General features: G+C 40.1%; 14 protein-coding genes. 13 read left to right on the top strand and 1 reads right to left on the bottom strand.

Annotated features, from left to right (window positions below):
- Positions 1-53 precede the first annotated feature (53 nt).
- The 3 genes from abnB (at position 54) to P3L57_RS19715 (ending at position 4,142) form a co-directional block, all read left to right on the top strand.
- Entirely contained in the window at positions 54-1,478 is a 1,425-nt protein-coding gene (gene abnB / locus P3L57_RS19725) for an arabinan endo-1,5-alpha-L-arabinosidase AbnB (RefSeq protein ID WP_069486707.1), read from the top strand.
- A 200-nt stretch (positions 1,479-1,678) separates the two neighbouring features.
- Complete coding sequence (locus P3L57_RS19720) at positions 1,679-3,637, top strand: AAA family ATPase (RefSeq protein WP_059292203.1); 1,959 nt, start codon at positions 1,679-1,681, stop codon at positions 3,635-3,637.
- Positions 3,638-3,755: 118 nt separating this feature from the next.
- On the top strand, positions 3,756-4,142 hold the full coding sequence (locus P3L57_RS19715; protein WP_369810949.1) for a (deoxy)nucleoside triphosphate pyrophosphohydrolase: 387 nt from the start codon (positions 3,756-3,758) through the stop codon (positions 4,140-4,142).
- On the opposite strand, the gene P3L57_RS19710 is transcribed toward P3L57_RS19715, so the two are convergent.
- Entirely contained in the window at positions 4,131-7,265 is a 3,135-nt protein-coding gene (locus tag P3L57_RS19710) for a DUF3427 domain-containing protein (protein WP_069486708.1), read from the bottom strand. The two genes, P3L57_RS19715 and P3L57_RS19710, sit on opposite strands and share 12 nt — an antisense overlap.
- Positions 7,266-7,573: 308 nt before the next feature.
- Here P3L57_RS19710 and P3L57_RS19705 point away from each other — a divergent pair, with 308 nt between their 5' ends.
- From P3L57_RS19705 to P3L57_RS19660, 10 genes are all read left to right on the top strand, one after another.
- Positions 7,574-7,939 (top strand): YwqH-like family protein, encoded by a 366-nt coding sequence (locus tag P3L57_RS19705; protein WP_069486709.1) that lies wholly within the window; start codon positions 7,574-7,576, stop codon positions 7,937-7,939.
- Between the two features lie 11 nt (positions 7,940-7,950).
- On the top strand, positions 7,951-8,220 hold the full coding sequence (locus P3L57_RS19700) for a YwqI/YxiC family protein (RefSeq protein ID WP_059335250.1): 270 nt from the start codon (positions 7,951-7,953) through the stop codon (positions 8,218-8,220).
- 19 nt (positions 8,221-8,239) lie between these two features.
- On the top strand, positions 8,240-9,970 hold the full coding sequence (locus P3L57_RS19695) for a T7SS effector LXG polymorphic toxin (RefSeq protein WP_059292205.1): 1,731 nt from the start codon (positions 8,240-8,242) through the stop codon (positions 9,968-9,970).
- A gap of 25 nt (positions 9,971-9,995) precedes the next feature.
- Positions 9,996-10,409 carry a hypothetical protein gene (locus P3L57_RS19690; protein ID WP_015483915.1) on the top strand — a complete coding sequence of 138 codons (414 nt, stop codon included), beginning with the start codon at positions 9,996-9,998 and terminating at the stop codon, positions 10,407-10,409.
- Between the two features lie 190 nt (positions 10,410-10,599).
- Complete coding sequence (locus P3L57_RS19685) at positions 10,600-10,872, top strand: DUF2247 family protein (RefSeq protein ID WP_059292206.1); 273 nt, start codon at positions 10,600-10,602, stop codon at positions 10,870-10,872.
- Between the two features lie 376 nt (positions 10,873-11,248).
- Entirely contained in the window at positions 11,249-13,084 is a 1,836-nt protein-coding gene (locus P3L57_RS19680) for a beta-glucoside-specific PTS transporter subunit IIABC (RefSeq protein WP_069486710.1), read from the top strand.
- Between the two features lie 26 nt (positions 13,085-13,110).
- The gene (gene bglH / locus P3L57_RS19675; RefSeq protein WP_069486711.1) at positions 13,111-14,520 is read left to right on the top strand and encodes an aryl-phospho-beta-d-glucosidase; all 1,410 of its coding nucleotides are present in this window, start codon (positions 13,111-13,113) and stop codon (positions 14,518-14,520) included.
- A gap of 102 nt (positions 14,521-14,622) precedes the next feature.
- Complete coding sequence (locus P3L57_RS19670; RefSeq protein ID WP_277617464.1) at positions 14,623-15,069, top strand: universal stress protein; 447 nt, start codon at positions 14,623-14,625, stop codon at positions 15,067-15,069.
- Positions 15,070-15,227: 158 nt separating this feature from the next.
- Positions 15,228-16,163: a DMT family transporter gene (locus P3L57_RS19665; RefSeq protein WP_069486712.1), complete on the top strand. Its 936-nt coding sequence runs from the start codon at positions 15,228-15,230 to the stop codon at positions 16,161-16,163.
- Between the two features lie 169 nt (positions 16,164-16,332).
- Positions 16,333-23,364 (top strand): DNRLRE domain-containing protein, encoded by a 7,032-nt coding sequence (locus tag P3L57_RS19660; protein ID WP_277617463.1) that lies wholly within the window; start codon positions 16,333-16,335, stop codon positions 23,362-23,364.

Here is a 23,364-nt window from a genome sequence, read left to right as displayed (position 1 = left end):
TAGAGGAATGTAAGCGTTTAAAATTTAATAAAAAAGAGAGGCGAATTGTTTAGATGTTCAACCGATTGTTCCGTGTATGTTTTCTTATAGCTCTTATCATGGCCTTCACCCTCTCAAACTCCGTCTATGCACAAAAACCTGTATTTAAAGAAGTCAGCGTCCATGATCCTTCCATCATTGAAACAAATGGCACCTTTTATGTTTTCGGATCTCATCTCGCTTCAGCGAAAACAAATGACCTCATGCAATGGCAGCAGCTAACCACCAGCGTCAGCAACAATAACCCTCTTATTCCCAATGTCTATGAAGAATTAAAAGATACCTTCGAATGGGCACAATCCGATACCCTGTGGGCGGCTGATGTCGCACAGCTGGCGGACGGCAAATACTATATGTACTACAACGCCTGCCGCGGTGACTCACCAAGATCCGCCATGGGAGTGGCCGTCGCTGACAACATCGAAGGACCCTATAAAAACAAAGGCCTCTTTTTGAAATCAGGCATGGAAGGCACAAGCAATGACGGAACACCGTATGACGCAACAAAACACCCGAACGTCGTAGACCCGCACACCTTTTTTGATAAAAACGGCAAACTGTGGATGGTGTACGGTTCATATTCAGGCGGCATTTTCATTCTGGAAATGAATCCGAAAACTGGCTTCCCGCTCCCTGGACAGGGGTACGGCAAAAAACTGCTCGGCGGCAACCACAGCAGAATCGAAGGCCCATATATCCTCTACAATCCAGACACCAACTACTACTACTTATACCTATCATATGGCGGTCTAGACGCAACAGGCGGCTACAACATCCGTGTGGCCCGCTCCAAAAAACCAGATGGCCCGTATTATGACGCAGAGGGCAGTCCAATGATTGATGTTAAAGGCAAAGAAGGCACATTCTTCGATGACCGCTCCATTGAGCCGTACGGCGTCAAGCTCATGGGCAGCTATTCATTTGAAACAGAAACTGAAAAAGGAGCCGGATACGTCTCACCGGGCCACAACTCAGCCTATTATGACGAAAAAACCGGCCGTTCCTATTTAATCTTCCACACCCGCTTCCCGGGCAGAGGTGAAGAACACGAAGTCAGAGTCCACCAGATGTTCATGAACAAAGACGGCTGGCCAATTGTCGCGCCATATCGATACGCAGGTGAAACACTGAAAAAAGTAAAGCAAAAAGACATCACAGGAACATACAAACTCATCCAGCACGGAAAAGACATCTCAGCCGACATCAAAAAAACCATCAACATTCAGCTCAACAAAGACCACACCATTTCCGGGGAAATGACCGGAACGTGGAAGAAAACTGGAGATGATACAGCCGACATCACGTTAGCCGGCAAGACGTATAATGGAGTATTTTTACGCCAGTGGGATTCGGTGAGAGAGAAGAATGTGATGACATTTAGTGTGTTGAATGGCAGTGGTGAGGCTGTATGGGGGAGCGGTAGGAAAAATATTGAGTAGGCTTAAATTAATTTCAACTATTTAGTTATGAAGTATTTCAAAAGTATAAGTTTTACATTAATTAAAACATGGTACCGTTCACTTTATAGTGAACGGTTTAAATTTTTAACCGATACTAATATCAAGGAAGCAAGACGAATTAAGAGTTTGTATGGATTATAAAAAAGAGAAAAAATATATCGGAAAGAGGTAAGTTAAGAATGATTGTGGGTTTAATGTTAAGGAATTATAAATGTTATAAAAATATAAACTATATACCTTTGCTTAAAGATAAAAAAAATCCGTATACTATACTTACTGGAGATAATGGAGTAGGTAAAAGCGCAGTATTAGAGTCTCTTGATTCTTTATTTAATGGTAGAACGTGGAATGTCAATAATTCAATATCTATAAATGACGATACAAGAACACCATTTATTTGTCCATTATTTTTAATAAAAAAGTCTAAAGTAAAGCTTAAAGAAGAAAATAGAAAAATACTTGAATTTATAAGTGATTTTTTTTGGAATATAAACTGGTCAAAAGGTAGTCAGGATGCTTTTGCAATTATTTCTTCTGACATAGATAACTTCAAAAAATATAACGATGAATATTATTTGTTATTTATTGGTGAAAAATATAATAGTAAAGACGCTTTGTTGACAACAACCTACAATGATGAAATAGAGAAAAGTATTATGAAAGAATTTGATTTCGAACAAAGTAAAATAAAAAAAACACTTAATACTCTAAAAAAGTATATATTTGAGATGTACTCTTATATTTACATACCTGTAGAACAACCAGTTAGTGAATTATTAAAATTAGAGACTAGAGAAATGCAAGCTTTGTTAGACAAAGATATATTAGATTTTATTGAAACTATTATTGAAAGTAATGATATCGTAAAGAATATTAATGATAAACTTAAAGGGTTTATGGATGATGTAAATGAAAATTTAAACAAACTTAAAATGAACTATGTATATGATTATAAATCAAAGGCAAAATACAGATTAACAAGTAAAGATATAAAAGAGCAAATATTAGTAGCATACTTTAATCTGAGAGCTTTAAAAGTTGAGAATAAAACTCTCGATAAGTTAAGCTCCGGGGAACAACGGCAAGCACTGATAAATACAGCTTATGCCTTTCTGAAAAATTCAAATTCATTAGCTATTGAAAGAGATAAAGAAATAATTTTAGCAATTGATGAACCTGAAGTATCTTTACATGTTTCAAAGAGCTTTGAGCAATTTTTAAAATTAGAAGAAATTATAGATAATAGTTCAGCACAGTTATTAGTTACAACCCACTGGTATGGATTTATACCTCTATCCTCTAAGGGCGAATTAAAATATTTATCTAAAAGCAAGGATAACATAACAATAAGTTCCAATTTCTTATCTGATATTTTAAGTGAATCAAGAAATATTCCTGATATTATTGAATTAAAGAGTATGTTTGATTTAGCAATAAGCCTTATCTCTTTTATGCGTAAAAATCCAAATGTTAACTGGATTTTCAGCGAAGGCAAATCTGATGAAATATATTTAAAAGGAATCTTAAAAGGAGAGGAAAATATAAGAACAATTTCCCTTGGTGGTAGAGACCAAGTTTTAAAATTATATAATATAATTTATAGTACCATTTCTGATAAGAAAGAAAAAAACGAAATAAAAAATAAACTATTATTTTTAATAGACACTGATTTAGAATATAAATTTGTAGAAGATCCGAAGTCTTACGGAAAAAATGTAGATAATATTGTTTATCTCAGAAGGTTATTAGTTACAAAAGATTCTGAAGTTTGTTTATGCAATTATAAGAATGGAAGTGAATTAAGAAAAACTGATGTAGAGGATTGTTTAATACCAAAGATTTATATTCAAGCTCTATCTAATACCTTTGAACAAGATACGAGGTTTAAAGAGATTTATACTGAATTAATAAGTGAGGAAAGGATTAATTTTGCATCTAAACATACAAATTTTAGAGATCAAGAAGTTTCATTTATAGACTTTAAAACAAATGATGATTTCAACTATTTTAAAGATTTGATCTTTAAAAATAGTGATAAAGATATTAAAGTCAAGATAGCAATTGAATACTGCAAGTTGTTGGATCGAGAAATGATAAAAGATCATTACTTAAAGAACGAAATTTTAAATCTTTTTTAAAAATATTTATATGCAGAGCAATTATACTTTTAAAGATAAGACTTAAGAAGTTCCTAAGTATTTAATTGTAAAAATTAAATTTGCAGGATTTAAATAAATTATGATGGGAGTTTACCTTGTGAGGATAATAAAAGTTGCAGCAGCAGTGATTAAAAACGATAAAGATATGATATTATGTGCACTTCGTTCGCCAACCATGTCTTTGGCCAATCTATGGGAATTCCCAGGAGGGAAACTTGAAGAGGGAGAGAATGCACGAGAAGCTCTTGTCAGAGAAATTCATGAGGAGCTTGGTTGTAAAATTGAAGCAGGTGAAATTATCGCTGACATTCATCACGAATATGAGAAAGTCATTGTTAATTTGATTTCTATTCAAGCAAAAATTGTTGAGGGTGAACCTGTTGCTAAAGAACATGCAGAACTCAGATGGGTGCCCGTGAGTGAACTTGAGTCACTTGAATGGGCACCTGCTGATCTTCCAACTGTAAATGCACTAGTTAATTAAATCAACATACAAGTTTTCTGGGACAGGCTGATGGAGCTTCCATATTATATTCATAGGTTTGTCCCCATTGCTTGATACGTAATCTACTTTACCTAGATAAATAAAAGGTAAGGTGATGTCATGCATTTCGTTAAATTTACGTACGAATAGATGTATTTTATATTCTCTTTGTCTATGGTTAATAAAATTCTGACCTACAGTAGAATCATGTGATGTTTGATTTTGACTTTGCCAATGAAAATGATAGGGATCCATAAAGTAATCTTTATATAACAAATGGTCCTCAACTTTTTCAGATTTATTTAATGTAATAAAAATTAAGTAGTTATTGTTAACTCTCCTTACACCTTCTCGCCACGTTCCCTCTTGATCAGTTGATTGAAATAAATGTATGAGTTCATTTCTAGTATATGTTTGATACAAAGTGAGTTGTAGTTCACTTGATAAAAGTGCTTCTAAATTATTCATACGTCTAAATTCAGTTAAACCATATTGGATACGCTCCTTAATATAAGGACCAAACTGAGGATGGCATAAACGTTCGATAATATCTGATTGTAGTATGAACGTATTTTCCTTCACTATACCAAAACTCCATTGTTGTTTCTTATGTGATGTGGCTAAACGCTCCATAGATCGTTTAATCAAGTTGTCGTGTATACTAGTGTTTTTGATTTGTAAATGAAATGTATCTTCTAAAGACTTTTTCACATCATCTACAGTGATTTTTTGTATATTAAATCCACTTTGTAACACTAATAAATCATAAGGCCACTTAATCGGAAACTGTTGCTCTAACCAGGATACCATTCTTAAAACTAACGAATCATTTAATACTTCTTTATCCAAAGAATGAAGGTCATCCATTTTTCTTTTCGTTTCGACCCAAGACTTATATTTTTTTATAAAAAAGGTAAGCCCTGGAGCTTGATCTGAATAAAGAAAATCAAGTAGCTCTGGGGAACGCCCAATATCTCGTTTAAATTGATCGTATAATGTTTTTAGCATGGCAGCTGAATTTAGTTTAATACTATCTATTTTATGTAAAATCTCTTTCTTCGTTACAGATGAAAGATCTACATAAGACCCACCAGGTAAGTCTGCAAACTCATGAGTAACTGCAACTCGCAACGAATCTTTATCAAACGATTTTTGACTTGTTTGTCCAGAGAGGGCTAGCGGTATGACAAATGATTTTTGATAGTTTCCTATAAAATCAAGTACCGTTACAAACTCTTTATCATCAGTCTTTCTTAATCCTCTTCCTAACTGTTGAATAAATATGGTTGGTGATTCAGTCGGTCTCAAAAAAAGCAGTAAGTTTAATTTTGGTATATCAATGCCTTCATTAAAAATATCTACTGTGAAAATCAGTTCTAAACTATGATGCGGATCTTCAAGTTCTCTAATCACTTTCTGACGTTGTCCTGAGGAATCCTGCCCTGTTAAATAGGTTGTATGGAATCCTAATTGATTAAATTCTTGGCTCATATATTGGGCATGTTCAACGTTAGTACAGAAGCCCAACCCACACATTTTTTCTCCGTGGAAACCGTACATATTTATCATCTTTATTACATAATCGACTCGCTCATGGTTTTTCAAGTGGTTGACCAGGGAGCGTTCATCATAGACCCCGTTTGTTATTTTTACTTTATCGTAATCAACAGTATGATCCGGAATACCAAAGTAATGAAATGGGGCGAGCAATTCAGCTTCTAACGCATCTCGAAGGCGGATTTCATAGACAACATTATGATTGCAGATCTCAAGCACATCTTTACCGTCTAAACGTTCTGGAGTTGCAGTTAAACCTAATAAGAATTCAGGTTTAAAGTAATTCAACACTGATTGATAGGTAGAGGCTTCTGCATGATGAAATTCATCAATGACAATGTAATCAAATTCATTTGGTGCAAACCGTTTTAATGTTTCTTCTTTATGCAAGGTTTGAACTGTGCTAAATAAAAACCTTTTATTCCATTCTTTTTTCGATCCAGTTAACAATCCAAAGTTATCATGGTCATTTGTGACTTTTTCAAATGTTTCAATAGCTTTAGTTAGTAACTCCTCACGATGAGCGATAAAAAGATATTTTTTTGGTTGATATTCGGAAAAATCAAATGCTGCAAGAAATGTTTTTCCTGTACCAGTTGCAGCGATAATAACAGCCTTTTCCTCACCTTGCTCTCTCGTTTTCTTGAGGTTTTTAAGAGCTATTTCTTGCATGGCATTAGGTTTTATTTTTGTTTGATAAAGAGAGTTTTGAGAGACGAGAGACGCGCTCATTTTGTGGTTAGCTGCTTGAAATTCTTCATAAGCTTTTAAGAACTGGTCATCGACCGGTTGTGTTTTTTCGAGCCATACTTTATTAAAGACATCTTTTGTTTGTTGAAAAATAGGAAGATATTTTGTATCAGGTATTCTCGCATTTAGCTCATACCCAGTGGTCAGAGCGGATTGCGAAAGATTTGATGATCCAATAATGACACTATGTTGCCCTGAAAGACGTTCAAATAAGTAAGCTTTTGTATGAAAAGATTGACGGTAATCATTTACAATTCTCAAGTCGACATTTTGAAATTGCATGAGTTGTTTAAGTGCTTTAGGTTCAGTAATTCCCATATATGTTGATGTGATAATACGTACTGGCACATTACGTTTATTGAGCTCTTGTAATGGTGGAATAAGAAGTTGGACACCAGACCACCTTGTAAAACTGACCATAAAATCCACACGATCAGCAGTTAACATTTCATTCTTTAATGTTTTAAAGAAATTATCATCCGCTCTATGGTTTCCGAGCAGATTCAACCGTGATAGTGAAAAATGCTCCGATACAGGAAGATCCATGTCATTTAAATGATAAAGAACTGTAGAAAGTGGAATTGTAAAGGCAGTATCATTACCAAGATCAGAAGATATTTTTTGGGTTAATTCAACCGCCTGATGATATTGTCCATGTTGAACAAGCGTTTGGATTTTCTCGCCAAATTGTTTAGATATATGTAAAGTTAAAATTTCTGTATATTCTTTTGGTAAAACAGGTTGAAATTGATGTTCTGCGGGATAAAGCTTGTTTTTTTCTTGCAATTCTTCATGAAAACCACTGTTTTTTGTCATTTTTTGCTCCCCATATTTAGATAGATATCCTAATTTTATCATTATTATTGACTATAGGTAACAGGGATTTGCAAATGGCATTGCGAATCAAATGAGGATAATTGTGCCTGCACTTATAGCCCTGTGCAAGTAGAATTTCACTCGCCAGAAAGTGAAATGAAAAGGATAATAGATAAATATACTTATCTATATTCTCTGTAAGACAATCCTTTTTACCTATTTATCCAATATGATCCATCATGTAATATGAAAATAGTCTGTATTGTAAAGAATTGACACAGTTTGATAGAAACACGAGGTGTTGCGGCATGCATAGTGAAATGTTGTTACATTCGGTAAAAGCCGACTTACATGAAAAACAGGAACAGATCCATCAGTTAAAACGAGTGCTGCACGAAATCAGGCAAATCAAACACGAATTTTCTGAGGCCCAGCATCTCATTCATCGGCCTCACCTTAACCGAGAGGCATGGAGAGGAACACATGCGGAGCGGTTTGAAGATATTCGTGAAGGAATGAACAAAGCATATCGTCAAATCAAAAGCGAACAGGTCAGCGGAATCATCGAAAGCATAGAAGGAAAAATCCATTCATTAGAGGGCGATGTATATTCCATCAGACGCCAAATCATAAGAATAGAGCATGAAATAGAGAAGGAAAAACATAAAAAGTGAGGTGAACACAAATGGCCCAGGAAATTAAAATGGTGTATGGCACAGTGAAGCAAGGGCTTTCTCAGCTCAAGCATTCAGCTGAACTCAAGTCCTCCGTGCCCGGCCATCTCTCAGGCAGAAACCATTTGAATGTTGTAAAGTCCATCGAGCAATTAAATGAGGACATCAAAGAGCTCACTGAAGCATATGCGTCCGTTCTGGCCAAGCATATCGCACAAACGGAAAGCGCGGTAAACGCCATGAAGGAAACGGACGAAAACATATCATCTTCCATGAAATAAAGCGCAGGAGGACAAGGGATTGAAAACATTAGATGTCCACGCTCTTCACGAGGGCATTCAGCATACGATTGAGAAACTGGACAAGCAAAAACAGCAGCTGGAGAAGCTGGAAAAAAGCGTTGAGCACTTGGCAGGCATGGAGGATGCGCTAAAAGGAAAAGGCGGAAATGCCATCCGGACCTTTTACGAGGAGTGCCACAAGCCCTTTCTCCTTTTCTTCGGCATGTTTATCGACGAATACAAAAAAGTGCTGAAACAAACACAGCATGCGATTGCCTCTGTAGAATCTGACTCCCACGGCATGATCGCAGAGGCTTTTCTCTCACACGACGCGAGACACGGGGTCAAGCATGCACGAGAAGTGACAGAACAGCTCACTGACGCAGTCAATCGCCAGACATCAGCTATCGACCACATCGTCAGCCTGCCGACAGTCAATGACTCCTTTTTCCGGATGGAAACAGAACAGGCTGAGCGACTGATTTCAGACACCCTGAATAAGCTCTTTCAATTTGACGGCCAGCAAACTCAAGCACTAGAAACGGCAAAATCAGATTTTCAAACGATGAAAAAATATATAGACCAGCTCGAAACCATGTACACCGGTCCGAAAATTGAAATCACAGGATACAAAACCGGCTCTATCTTGAAATCTCAGGAAGAAGAAAACATCAACCAAACCTTCGGCGCCATCAATCCGCAAATGAAACAGCCGGATGAATCACCGATGGAGATGATGTTGAAGAAGTTGGAGAAACATAAGCAGTCCAACGTTGATACCGTGATGAAGGATGGCAAACAACAGAAGATTGAGCGTGAGATTTATGGTGATGACAGTAACTTGACGGTACTGCAGAAAGAAGCAGCAGCCCACCCGAAAGTCTATGGAGACATACGGGTAATAAATGATAAACTATATAATCATAAAGGATTAAAAAAGATAGATACGATTCAAGTGATTGACGAGCTAGAAAGTGATACTGCAAGCATTGACTATGTCGGCGGCAAATATTTTGTATATGAAAATGGCCAAATTGTGAGAGAATTCTACGCTGGAGGGAAAAAGCGGCTAGAAGAAGTGTCTTACATTCCAGAGGATAAAGTAGGCGGAGCTAAGCCACTTGATTCGTTTCTTGCCGGAACTCAATATGAATTTATTGAGTGGGTAAGCCCTCAGGGTGCTGTTAAAAAATTGGCGGTCCGAGGCGGGAAGCGTGTTGTTACAGATGTGGCTAAACATATTGCGGAGAAGGAAAGTAAGGGTGAAGTTAATAAGGTTGCTTCAAAGGGTGCGAGTGAAGGTAGGAAATTGGTATCTTCAAAGACGGTTATTAGCTCAGATATGGAAGCGAAAATATTGGAAGGACAACGTAAAGTTCCAAAAAATATTTTAATAGGTGGACATTCCTCAAGTATAAACAACGCTAATGATAATTTCGCAGTGGAAGTACTATCTACTAATGCAGATGGGACGAAAAATGTTATGTTTACTAAGCAATTTGTAGATGGTAATATTTCTAAAATTAAAAAGAGTACATTATTTCCGGAATCATGGAATGATGATCAGATTCTTAAGAGTATTATAGAGGTTGGAAATACACCACCTATATCTACAAGGTTGAGGGATAGATCAACTTGGCATAGAGCATCAAAAAATGGAGTGGAAATAGACGTTATCAAAAATGGTGACGATGTAACTAGTGGTTACCCAACAGGAAAGGTAAATGCGCCTCGTCCATCAGGTTTTTGAGATGTAAATTGAAAGGTGATAAAAAATGTATAGAGAATTGGATAATCTTTTATCTGCTGAAACAACTGAGGACTCATGGTACGATGATGGTTGTATAATTGCAAGTGATATATTGTCAGATTTTAGAGCAGATGATTGGGGAAAATTAAAAAACGAAGCACTTACTAAACCTTTGGAATGGCAAAAAAAACTGGCATACTGTATGGATAATAACGGAAGTTCACATGAGTTTTCAATATTACTATCACTACTTAGTATTGATAATGAAGAGCTATTTGAGGTATGCATAGATTCTCTAAGAAGCTTTGTGACACCCGAGAGTAAACAAATGATATTGAACGATCCATCCATACTTCAGCGAATAAATGATAAGTTGCCAAAAGCAAGTGCTCCAGTAAAGAAAATACTTGAAGACTTTCTAGAGAAGGTTCATTCTTAATAATTTGTTATAGAATTGTTTATGCAACAATGCTTAAAAGTCAATGATAACTTTTTAAAGCTTATTCTCACACAGTGATGTGGAGTGGAATAAGCTTTTCCTATTGTAGAATCAGCTCCTAATTTTAATAATACGTTAAAGAGGTGGAAAAGTATCAGATGAAATAAACCAGAATGGAAGAGATAGAAGGATGTATACAGTTGAGATAATCAAGAAAAATGAATTTGAATGTAACTGGATTACATTGTTTATTGGTAGGCAGTTTAAGTTAATTTCTTCACAAGAAGTTGCAAATTATGCGGTTAATTATCTAGGGAATAATCTTAATATTAAAGATGAGAATATCCTTGAATTGGCGTGGGAACAAACTGAAGAAAAAGCAGATGCTTTATTAGAACTAGTCTCTGACAGACTTCTAATAACGGATGTAACCCGCTTTTATATCCCTATGAAAAAAATATAATTAGATTATACAATTCGTTTCTATACTTTTTAGTAAGAGAAAAACAAAATATAAAAAATGGCTTACCATTGTAAACAAAAATAGTTCTTAAAAAGTGTTGCTCTTAGTCAAAAACCAAAAATGAAAGCGTTGACATTTGCATAATTCTAGTGCTAAAGTATACCTACAAACAAATACATCAACCCGTCAGGATTGTTACTGCTAAAGCAGGCAAAACCTAAATGGTGCAGGTGCAGGAGGAGACTCTCGCAATCTGTGTCATTTAGGTTTTTTTTATTCTCATTTTGGAGGTGATGCAGCATTAAATACAAAAAAAGCTGGAGAAAGGCGGACACCTTTCATCCAGCTGGTTCCCCCAAAAAAAGGAGGTATACACATGGATTATGATAAATTATCGAGAGACATATTACAACTCGTAGGTGGTGAAGAAAACGTTCAGCGCGTGATTCACTGCATGACGAGACTGCGTTTTAATCTTTATGACAATTCGAAAGCGGATCGGAGTCAATTGGAGCAGCTGCCGGGTGTGATGGGCACCAATATCAGCGGCGAGCAGTTTCAAATTATCATCGGAAATGATGTGCCGAAGGTGTATCAGGCGATTTTGCAAAACAGCAGCCTCAGTGATGAAAAGAGCGCTGGTTCATCTTCTCAGAAAAAGAATGTGCTGAGTGCGGTTTTTGATGTGATTTCTGGTGTGTTTACACCGATCCTGCCCGCGATTGCTGGTGCAGGTATGATCAAAGGGCTCGTTGCGTTAGCGGTCACATTCGGCTGGATGGCGGAGAAGAGCCAGGTCCATGTCATTCTGTCAGCTGTTGGTGACGGTGCGTTCTACTTTCTTCCGCTCCTGCTTGCGATGAGTGCGGCGAGAAAGTTTGGAAGCAATCCGTATGTAGCGGCGGCGATTGCAGCAGCGATTCTGCATCCGAATTTGACGGCGCTGCTCAGTTCAGGGAAAAGCATTTCCTTTATCGGGCTTCCTGTAACCACTGCCACTTATTCATCAACGGTCATCCCGATTTTGCTGGCGATTTGGATCGCATCGTATGTGGAAAAGTGGATTGACCGAATCACGCATTCTTCTCTCAAATTGATTGTCGTTCCGACTCTGACATTGTTGATTGTCGTGCCGCTGACACTGATTACAGTTGGTCCGCTGGGTGCTATTTTAGGAGAATACTTGTCTGTCGGCGTAAACTATTTATTTGATCATGCCGGGCTTGTGGCGATGATTTTGCTTGCGGGAACGTTCTCTTTGATCATTATGACGGGCATGCATTATGCATTGGTGCCGATTATGATTAACAACATCGCGCAAAACGGCCATGATTATTTGCTGCCCGCCATGTTTTTGGCGAATATGGGACAGGCCGGCGCATCTTTTGCGGTTTTTCTTCGCTCCAGAAACAAGAAATTTAAATCGCTTGCGCTTACCACAAGTGTGACGGCGCTGATGGGGATTACAGAACCCGCGATGTACGGCGTGAATATGCGATTGAAAAAACCGTTTGCGGCCGCTTTGCTTGGCGGTGCGGCTGGCGGCGCATTTTACGGCGTGACGGGTGTTGCTTCCTATATTGTCGGAGGCAATGCAGGGCTGCCGAGTATCCCGGTCTTTATCGGCCCAACGTTTATCTACGCGATAATTGGTCTTGTGATTGCGTTTGTTGCGGGAACAGCGGCAGCTTATCTTATTGGATTCGAGGATATACCGTCTGAAAGTGATCAGCCTTCTGTGACAAATGGTCATCAGGGCAGCGGAGAAATCATTCACAGTCCGATTAAAGGGGAAGTGAAAGCATTAAGCGAAGTCAATGACGGAGTGTTTTCTGCCGGCATTATGGGAAAAGGATTTGCTATTGAGCCGGAAGAAGGAGAAGTGGTTTCACCTGTGTATGGAAGCGTTACCACCATTTTTAAAACAAAGCACGCTATTGGCATTACGAGTGATCAGGGAGCTGAAATCCTCATACACATTGGATTGGACACTGTCAAACTGGAGGGCCAATGGTTCACGGCTCATGTCAAAGAAGGCGACAAGGTCACGCCTGGAGATCCGCTCGTTTCCTTTGATCTGGAACAGATTATAGCAGCTGGATATGACGTGATCACTCCAGTTATCGTCACTAACACAGACCAATATTCATTTTCGCCGGTAAAAGAAATCGGCAGGGTACAAACAAAAGAAGCGCTGCTTGCTTTATCTTAAAAAATAAACTGATGAGGTGAACTGTAATGAGTGCAAATGCAAAACGATTTCCAGAAGGATTTTTATGGGGCGGCGCGGTTGCTGCCAACCAAGTTGAGGGCGCTTATAACGAGGGCGGCAAGGGACTTTCGACAGCTGATGTATCACCGAACGGCATCATGTCTCCATTTGATGAATCGATGACTTCTTTAAATCTGTATCATATCGGAATTGATTTTTATCATCGTTATAAAGAGGATATTGCCTTATTTGCAGAAATGGGTTTCAAAGCGTTCCGCACTTCGATTGCGTGGACAAGAATTTTTCCGAATGGCGATGAAAAGGAGCCAAATGAAGAAGGCCTCCAATTTTATGACGACCTGTTTGATGAGCTGTTAAAGCATCATATTGAGCCAGTCGTGACCATCTCTCATTATGAAATGCCGCTCGGTCTTGTGAAACATTATGGCGGCTGGAAGAACCGCAAAGTCATAGAGTTTTATGAACGCTATGCCAGAACTGTTTTCAAACGCTATCAGCACAAAGTGAAGTACTGGATGACATTCAACGAAATTAATGTGGTCCTCCATGCGCCGTTTACAGGCGGGGGTCTTGTTTTTGAAGAAGGAGAACATCAATTGAACGCGATGTACCAGGCTGCACATCACCAGTTTGTCGCCAGCGCCCTTGCCGTCAAAGCGGGGCATGAGATCATTCCCGACTCGAAAATTGGCTGTATGATCGCCGCGACAACAACCTATCCGATGACCTCTAAGCCAGAGGATGTCTTCGCGGCAATGGAGAATGAGCGCAAAACACTTTTCTTCTCAGATGTGCAGGCAAGAGGATCGTACCCGGGATATATGAAACGCTATCTGGCAGAAAACAATATTGAAATTGAAATGGCTGAAGGCGATGAGGAATTGTTGAAAAAACATACGGTCGATTACATCGGATTCAGCTACTACATGTCCATGGCGGCGAGCACCGATCCTGAAGATCTTGCGAAATCAGGAGGCAATCTGCTGGACGGCGTGAAAAACCCTTATCTCAAATCATCAGAATGGGGCTGGCAGATTGACCCGAAAGGCTTGCGCATCACGCTCAACACGTTATACGAGCGCTATCAGAAGCCGCTGTTTATCGTGGAAAACGGCCTTGGCGCGGCAGACAAAGTTGAGGAGGACGGCTCTATTCGCGATGATTACAGAATTGACTATCTGCGGGGCCACTTAATGGAAGCGCGTGAAGCGATTGCTGACGGCGTTGAGCTGATCGGATACACATCATGGGGACCGATTGACCTTGTCAGCGCGTCCACTGCCGAAATGAAAAAACGCTATGGCTACATTTATGTTGATCGAGACAATGAGGGGAACGGAACATTGAATCGCATCAAGAAAAAAAGCTTCGGCTGGTATCAGCAGGTCATTGCCACAAACGGAGAAAGTCTCTGACAACTTTATGAAAAAACATACACCGCAATTGACAATAACAGACAGCAGGCGGACAATAAAAGAGAAAGATGAACCACCCACAGTCCGAAAGGCGGGAAGCGTATGTTTAACAAAATGTTAGTTGCGATTGACGGGTCAGAAATGAGTGCAAAAGCCCTTGATGCCGCAGTGCATCTGGCAAAAGAACAGCAGGCAGAACTAAGCATCCTTCATGTGGGGAGAGAAGCCGTCGTAGCGACTTCTTCTCTGACTGGGATTGTCTATGTACCTGAACATTTTCTTGATGAGATCAGGAACGAAGTTAAAAAAGAAGGCCTGAAGATCCTAGAGAGCGCAAAAGAAAAAGCAGCCGAAAGCGGTGTTCAAGCTGAAATCATTTACGCGAATGGCGAGCCGGCACATGAAATACTAAATCATGCAAAAGAGAAAGGCGTCAGCCTGATCGTGGTCGGAAGCCGGGGCATCAGCGGCCTGAAAGAAATGATGCTTGGAAGCGTCATCCATAAAGTGTCTCAATTATCAACTTGTCCTGTATTAATTGTTCGATAGATAAGAAGAAAAAAGCGCCCGCAAGGCGCTTTTTTTATGTATAGATTCGTAAGATAACTCTGGGTGATTTATGAAACAGCTTCCTTTATAATAGTATCAATATGTAAAAAAGAGGATTTTATCTAATATCTATAGATAGCTATACTGGGGGTCATTTGATGCAGCAAAATCTCATATTACAAAAACAAAAATCAGCAGCCGTGCTGAAAATGGTCATTTCTATGGTGATTTTCGGTTCCATCGGCTTTTTCTCAGAGCATACCAATTTGCAGTCATTTGAATTGGTCTTTGTCCGCTGCCTTTGCGCGACGCTATTTTTAAGCTTTTGCTGGCTGGCGTCCGGTCAGCATAAAACTGAAAAATGGAGCAAGCGGGAAGTCCTGCAAACTTTAGCTTGCGGTTTCTTTCTGGTATTCAACTGGGTCTTCTTATTTAAGTCTTTTGAAGAAACGTCAGTTACAATTGCCATCTCTGTATACCACCTTGCACCTGTGCTTGTTCTTCTCCTGGGGAGTATTATCTATAGAGAAAAATTAAATGTGATCTCCGTCAGCTCCATTATCATCTGCTTTCTTGGAACGGCGCTGATTTCCGGGATTAACGGCAGCACTTCATTGACACAGCTGATGGGATCAGGAATCATTTGGGCCGTTCTCGCCGCACTGTTTTATGCGTTCACCACTTTATTGGGAAAAGGCATTCAAAACCTCAGCCCTTACACGACCACCTTCCTGCAAACCGGTTTAGGGGTGATCATCCTGATTCCGTTTATTCACTTCGGCGCTTTTGCAAACCTGTCTCAGGGAAACTGGATCATGGTCGTCTCCACTGGTATTATTCATACAGGTATTGTGTATTTGCTGTTTTTTGACAGTTTGCGATTTTTATCAACGAAATTTATTTCGGTCATTGTCTTCCTCGACCCCGCTGTCGCGATCGTGCTCGATACCGTGTTTACGGGATTTCGCCCGGATCTTTTTCAGACACTCGGCATTGCAATGATCTTTGCGGGTATGGCTTTGACGCTTGTCAGGAGGCAGGGGAAGGCGGATGCAGCTGCTGAAGAAAAGGATTTAGAACAATTTCAATCATGATAGAAAAAAGTGTAAAGGCCTTAAAGGGCCTTTTTTTGGTTTTTTAGGTCTTTTTGCTCTGTTTAAATCTTAAAATAAGATAAATTTTCTAGAAAAATATTGTAATAATATTTCAGTGACGTTAACATTGTTGAGTAAATATTACTTTTATTACAAAAGGAGAGAGGAAATGAAAAAAAGAAAGAGGCGGAACGTTAAGAGATTCATTGCCGTATGTTTAGTGTTGGCGCTAATGATTTCATTATTGCCAGTAGATGTATTGGCAAAAACTTCAGAAGAAGAGTCCGGAAATCGTGTCGCAACTGCTGATCCGGAAGAAACCCTTCTGAATGATCAAACAGAGAAAGCTGTACCATTTAATGAGAAGGATATAAACAAAGAGGGAGAAATCACCTCAGAAAGAACGGAAAACACAAAGCTTTATTATGAAGGAGACGGTGTTTATAAACAGGAAGTATACCTTGATCCTATTCATACAAAAGAAACATCGAATGCAGACTGGGAGGAGATTTCTCCTGAATTAAAAGAAACGACAAGCAAACAAGTTGAAACTGAAAATGCTGTTTTGAATTCAGATTTTCAAAAACAAATGAAGAACGGACTTTATGCGACTTTTGAGCACAATGATCACAAGCTTACATATTCACTTGTAGAAGCAAAAGGTCCAAATAAAACTTCACTTACTCCGAAAGATACTCCAGCAGACTATAAGACTGATGGTAATGAGATTGTTTATCCGGATGTTTTTCCGAACATTGATCTTCAGACTTTCACATTCAACGAAAACATAAAAGAAGATTTAGTCCTTCATCAGTATGATGGATACAACACATTTACATTTCAGGTGAAAACCGATTTGCAGGCAAAAGAACAAGAGGATGGATCAATAGATTTTTCTGATGAAAAAGGAAAAGTTGTTTTTTCTGTGCCTAAACCTTTTATGACTGATTCAAAGCTGGATGAACTTTCCGGCGAGGTGGGGCGTTCAGAAAAAGTCACCTATAAGCTGGAAAAGAATAAAGAAGGGTATTTGCTTCATCTCACGGCAGACGAGAACTGGCTGAAAGACCCTGAACGCGTGTATCCAGTGTCTATCGACCCGTCAACGTCTTTATCTGTTTCATCAGATACGTTTGTCATGAGTGCCTACCCGACGACCAACTATTCGGCATCTTCGCAGAAATGGGATGCTAATCTGAAGGCCTATGTGCTGAAAACGGGTTATTACGACAAAACAACAGGCACCAATTATGCGTTTATGAAATTTAACAATTTAAAACCGATTCAAAATATGACAGTCAGCAAAGCTACATTAAAAACATACGTAGCCCATTCCTATTATGGAACAAAGGCAACTGGTCTTTGGCTGGATACAGTCAACAGCAATTATGATCATGCAAAAGTAACATGGAACACCAAACCGGCATCTAAAAATATCGGAAAAGCCGACGTCCATAAAGGACAGTGGGCGAGTTACGATGTGACCGCCGCTGTAAAGTCATGGAACTCCGGCGGGGCCAATTATGGATTTAAGCTTCATGCAAACGGAAACGGTAAGGAATATTGGAAAAAACTAATTTCCTCAGCGAACTCAAACAATAAGCCTTATATTGAAGTGACATACACCATCCCGAAGGCTAGCACACCTGCTGTTAAGGCATACAATAACGGGAACGGCACCGGTTTTTTCAATATCAGCTGGAAAAAGGCCGAGGGTGCAAAAGGCTATAAGGTATGGATTTATAATGGGAAAGAATATCAAGCGATCTCAGTCGGCAACACGACATCCTGGAGCACAAAAGGGAAAAATATTTGGCCGACAAGTGCAGAAATTTCATCCGGTAAGTACAAGCTTCATCTTGATGGAAAAGGCGGAACTGAATTAGCGCTAGATCCATCTCCAGTGTATAAGAACTCCGGCGGAAGCTATGCCACAAGTAAAAACTATTGGATCGGCGTCAGCGCGATCTTTGATCAGGGAGAAGGAGCGATGTCCGCACCGGCAAAGCCTGTTATCCCTAATGTAGGAAAAGCACAAGCACCGTCAACCAAGGGCTATAATAATGGGAATGCCACAGGATACTTAGATCTTTCTTGGAAAGCTGTATCAGGAGCCACCGGCTATAAAGTTCAGGTATTGAATGGGAAAGGCTTTGAGACACTTGATCTGGGAAATCAGACGTCTTGGACCACCAAGGGGAAAAAGATCTGGCCGACAAGTGCAGAAATCAAAGCGGGAAAATATGCTCTTCACCTAAAGGACGGAAACGGAGCAGAGCTGCCGATCAATCCCGGACCAACCTATAAAAACGCGGGTGGGGATGCAGCCAAAAAAAATTACTCATTTAAAATCATTGCCTATAACAAAGACGGCGAAGCCATTGCATCACCGGCTGCCAACCCGACACTTCCTGATATCGCTAAACCAAAGAACTTATCCGGTTATGTGTATACAAACACAAAATCAAGCCAAACCGGTTATGTGAATTTGATATGGGAAAAGGTTCAAAAAGCGAAAGGCTATAAAATTAATATCTATAACGGCAAAGAATATCAGTCCTATGATGTTGGTGACGTGGATCATTGGACAACCCAAAATAAAAACATTTGGCCGACTTCTGAGGAAATAAAAGCCGGAAGCTACAAGCTGCATACAGACGGAAAAGGCCGTGAATTGGCACTTGACCCGTCACCTGTCTATAACAATGCAAATGGAAATTACAAAGGGAAGAAGAATTATTCCTTCACTCTTTCCGCCTATGATGCGAATGGTGAAACGATCCCGACAGCACCCTTTAACCCAACGTTCCATGAAGGCGCAGAATTCCTTGGAACAGAAGAATACTGGTCTATCATTGATATCCCAAGCGGCCAGTTAAATGGTGCGACAGGAAATGTCATTGTGAATGAAGAAGATCTGTCAATTGACGGGCGCGGACCGGGACTTGGCTTATCGAGAACCTACAACAGTCTTGACAGCTCCGACCACTTATTTGGACAAGGCTGGTATGCTGATGCAGAAACATCTGTCATCTCGACGGGCGGCGGGGCAATGTATATTGATGAAGACGCTACGACACATCGATTTACTAAAAAAGCCGATGGCACATATCAGCCGCCGACCGGTGTCTATCTTGAATTAACAGAAACAGCTGATCAGTTCATATTAAAAACAAAGGATCAAACCAACGCTTATTTCAATAAAAAAGGCGGCAAGCTTCAAAAGATAGTGGATGGCCACAACAATGCAACTGTCTATACTTACAATGACAAAAATCAACTGACAGCCATTACAGACGCATCAGGCCGCAAGCTCACATTCACATATGATGAAAATGGCCATGTGACCTCCATCACCGGACCTAAGAATAAGAAAGTCACCTACTCATATGAGAGTGATTTGCTGAAAAAAGTCACGGATACAGACGGGACTGTCACAAGCTTTGACTATGATGCGGAAGGGCGTCTTGTCAAACAATATTCAGCCAACAGCACCGAAGCAAAGCCTGTCTTTACTGAATATCAGTATAGCGGACACCGTCTCGAAAAAGCGATCAACGCTAAGAAAGAAACATATGTCTATAGCTATGATGCTGATAAAAAGACGCTTCTCATGACACAGCCGAATGGCCGGAAAGTACAGTACGGCTATAATGAAGCGGGAAATCCCATTCAGGTTATTGATGATGCGGAAGGGCTAAAAATTACAACAAATACAAAATATGAAGGCAATAATGTCGTAGAAGATGTAGATCCAAACGACGTCGGAACCGGAAAAGCAACGGAAAGCTATCAATATGACAAAGATGGCAACGTTACATCCGTTAAAGACGCATATGGAACTGAGACATACGAATACAACAAAAACAACGACGTCACAAAGATGAAGGATACCGAGGGGAATGTCACGGATATTGCCTATGATGGACTGGATGATGTATCCGAAACCGATCAGAGCGGAAAATCATCTTCAGCAGCTGTTTATGATAAATATGGAAACCAGATTCAATCCAGCAAAGATTTATCAGCTTCAACTAATATCTTGAAAGATGGAAGCTTTGAAGCACAAAAATCCGGCTGGAATCTGACCGCATCTAGAGACAGCGGCAAAATCTCAGTCATCGCCGATAAAAGCGGGGTTCTTTCCGGATCAAAGGCTTTGGAAGTCTTGAGCCAATCAACGTCTGCCGGAACAGAACTCGGGTATTCGTCAGCGACACAAACAGTGGAACTGGAGCCGAATACTACCTATACATTAAGCGGGAAAATCAAAACAGATCTAGCGAAATCAAGAGCCTACTTTAACATTGATTTGCGAGACAAAGATCAAAAACGAATTCAATGGATTCACAATGAATACAGTGCATTAGCCGGAAAAAATGACTGGACAAAACGGCAAATCACTTTTACGACTCCTGCGAATGCAGGAAAAGCCGTTGTATATATGGAAGTCGATCATAGAGATAAAGACGGCAAAGGAAAAGCATGGTTTGATGAAGTCCAGCTGGAAAAAGGCGAAGTATCGTCAAGCTATAACCCAGTTCAAAACAGCAGTTTCACATCAGCAACGGAAAACTGGAGCGTAAGCGGGGCATCCGTTGATTCTGAAGAAGGCTTTAATGATGATGTATCATTAAAAGCTGCCCGAACCAGTGCGTCCCAAGCCGGATCAGTAACAAAACAAACCGTTGTCTTAGGGCAAAACGCAAACGACAAACCGGTTTATCTCACACTGACAGGAATGTCGAAAGCCAGCAGCGTCAAATTTTCAGATGAAAAAGACTATTCTCTGCAGGCTAATGTCACTTACGCGGACGGCAGCACAGGTGTATACAATGCCAAATTCCCTTCTGGAACACAGGAATGGAACCGGGCAGCTGTCGTTATACCAAAAACAAAGCCGATCAATAAAGTCGATATCAGCATTCTGTTCCAAAAGAGCGCGACAGGAACAGCGTGGTTTGATGATATCCGTCTGATTGAAGGAAGCCTTCTAACAAAAAGCACGTATGACAGCAATGGAAACTATGTGACCAAGGAAGAAGATGAACTAGGATACTCTACTTCAACTGATTACGATGAAACGGGTAAGAAAACGTCTGAAACGGATGCAAAAGGTGAAAAAACAACCTATACGTATGATCAGGCAGACCAATTGACAAACATGACGCTCTCCAACGGTACGTCTATCCTTCACAGCTATGATAAGGAAGGCAATGAGGTAAGCAAAACCATCCGGGCGGGAGCAGATCAAACCTATCAATACGAATATGATGTCATGGGCAAGCTTGTCAAAACAACTGACCCTCTCGGCAATGTGCTAGCAAGTGAATATGATGCCAACAGCAACCTGACCAAAACCATTTCACCGAATGGCAACGAAGTGTCTCTTTCTTATGATGGAACAGACCGGGTGAAATCAAAATCGTATAACGGTACAGAAAAATACAATTTTACGTATGACAAAAATGGAAATGAAACGTCGGTCGTCAATCAAGAGCAGAACACCACAAAGAAACGGACATTTGACAACAAAAACCGCTTAACCGAACTGACAGACCGCGGCGGCAGCCAAACTTGGACATATCCTAGTGATTCCGATAAGCTGAAAACCTTCTCGTGGACTCATGGGGACCAAAAAGGAACGAATCAATTTACGTATAACAAACTGGATCAAATGGTTGAGATGAAAGACAGCACATCTTCCTATTCATTTGATTATGACGAAAATGGCAACGTCCAAACCTTTATTACGGGCAACGGCGGCGGAACAAGTTTTTCATATGACGAAAGAAACCTAGTAAGCTCGCTGCATATCGGTGACAAAAACGGCGGCAGCATTCTGACGGAAAGCTATGAATACGACGCCAACGGCAACCGCACCACGATAAACAGCTCAGCAAGCGGCAAGGTGAAATATGAGTATGGAAAGCTGAATCAGCTTATCAAGGAAACCCATGAAGACGGAACTGTCATTGAATACACATATGACGGATTCGGCAACCGGAAAACCGTTACAACTGTAAAAGACGGTTCAAGCAAAACGGTGAACGCTTCCTTCAACATCATGAACCAGCTGACAAAAGTCAATGATGAAAGCATCTCTTACGATAAAAACGGCAACCGCACATCCGACGGCAAATTCACATATACGTGGGATGCAGAGGATAACCTGACCGCCGTTACAAAAAAAGGTGAAGACAAGCCATTCGCAACATATAAGTATGACGAAAAAGGAAACAGAATCCAAAAAACCGTCAACGGAAACGTCACGAACTACTTCTACGATGGAGACAGCTTGAACGTCTTGTATGAAACAGACGCGGACAACAAAGTCACAAAATCATACACGTACGGAGACAGCGGCCAGCTGTTATCCTACACAGAAAATGGCAAGAAATATTTCTATCACTACAACGCTCACGGCGACGTCATCGCGATCTCAGACAGCTCTGGAAAAACTGTTGCCAAATATCAGTACGACGCATGGGGAAACCCAACAAAAACCGAAGCAAGCGACGAAGTGAAAGACAACCGCTACCGCTACGCAGGCTACCAATACGACGAAGAAACCGGTCTGTACTATCTCATGGCCCGCTACTACGAGCCAAGAAACGGCGTGTTCCTATCGCTCGACCCAGACCCGGGCAGCGACGGAGATTCATTGGATCAGAATGGATATGCTTACGGAAATAATAACCCGGTGATGAATGTTGATCCGGATGGGCATTGGGTTTGGCTTGTGGTTAATGCTGGATTTGCAGCCTATGATGGGTATAAGGCATATAAATCAGGTAAAGGATGGAAAGGTGCTGCTTGGGCAGCTGCTTCTAACTTTGGGCCTGGGAAGATATTTAAGGGTGCTAGTCGGGTTTATAAAGCTACCCAACAAATGAGCAGGAGGGCTTCATTCAGGGCTGCTAAACGGGCTGCCGGAATACCTACTTCTTCTCAATTTAAAACGCATAAAAAAGTATACGATGGTAGTAGTGAGCATAGAACTGTATATTCTTTTGGTAGAGTTGGAAGAGGAAGTCATAAAAAATATGTGGTACTTCATAAACATGATAAACGAGGTAGAGGGCCCCATTTTCATGGTGTTGGAAAAGGTAGAAGTCCCTTTAAAAAAGGGAGGTACAATCAACTCAAAGGACATTATCCAGAACATTTTAAAGGATATAGAACAAAAAGAAGGAGATAG

The organism is Bacillus sp. B28 (assembly GCF_029536185.1).
In the GTDB taxonomy this organism is placed as follows: Bacteria; Bacillota; Bacilli; order Bacillales; family Bacillaceae; genus Bacillus; species Bacillus halotolerans.
This window is presented reverse-complemented; position numbering and strand designations above follow the sequence as displayed.

Excerpts from the sequence above, each read along its gene's own strand:
- abnB (WP_069486707.1), top strand. The coding sequence starts at position 54 with ATGTTCAACCGATTGTTCCGTGTATGTTTTCTTATAGCTCTTATCATG.
- P3L57_RS19720 (WP_059292203.1), top strand. The coding sequence starts at position 1,679 with ATGATTGTGGGTTTAATGTTAAGGAATTATAAATGTTATAAAAATATA.
- P3L57_RS19710 (WP_069486708.1), bottom strand. The coding sequence starts at position 7,265 with ATGACAAAAAACAGTGGTTTTCATGAAGAATTGCAAGAAAAAAACAAG.
- P3L57_RS19705 (WP_069486709.1), top strand. The coding sequence starts at position 7,574 with ATGCATAGTGAAATGTTGTTACATTCGGTAAAAGCCGACTTACATGAA.
- P3L57_RS19700 (WP_059335250.1), top strand. The coding sequence starts at position 7,951 with ATGGCCCAGGAAATTAAAATGGTGTATGGCACAGTGAAGCAAGGGCTT.
- P3L57_RS19690 (WP_015483915.1), top strand. The coding sequence starts at position 9,996 with ATGTATAGAGAATTGGATAATCTTTTATCTGCTGAAACAACTGAGGAC.
- P3L57_RS19685 (WP_059292206.1), top strand. The coding sequence starts at position 10,600 with ATGTATACAGTTGAGATAATCAAGAAAAATGAATTTGAATGTAACTGG.
- P3L57_RS19680 (WP_069486710.1), top strand. The coding sequence starts at position 11,249 with ATGGATTATGATAAATTATCGAGAGACATATTACAACTCGTAGGTGGT.
- bglH (WP_069486711.1), top strand. The coding sequence starts at position 13,111 with ATGAGTGCAAATGCAAAACGATTTCCAGAAGGATTTTTATGGGGCGGC.
- P3L57_RS19670 (WP_277617464.1), top strand. The coding sequence starts at position 14,623 with ATGTTTAACAAAATGTTAGTTGCGATTGACGGGTCAGAAATGAGTGCA.
- P3L57_RS19665 (WP_069486712.1), top strand. The coding sequence starts at position 15,228 with ATGCAGCAAAATCTCATATTACAAAAACAAAAATCAGCAGCCGTGCTG.
- P3L57_RS19660 (WP_277617463.1), top strand. The coding sequence starts at position 16,333 with ATGAAAAAAAGAAAGAGGCGGAACGTTAAGAGATTCATTGCCGTATGT.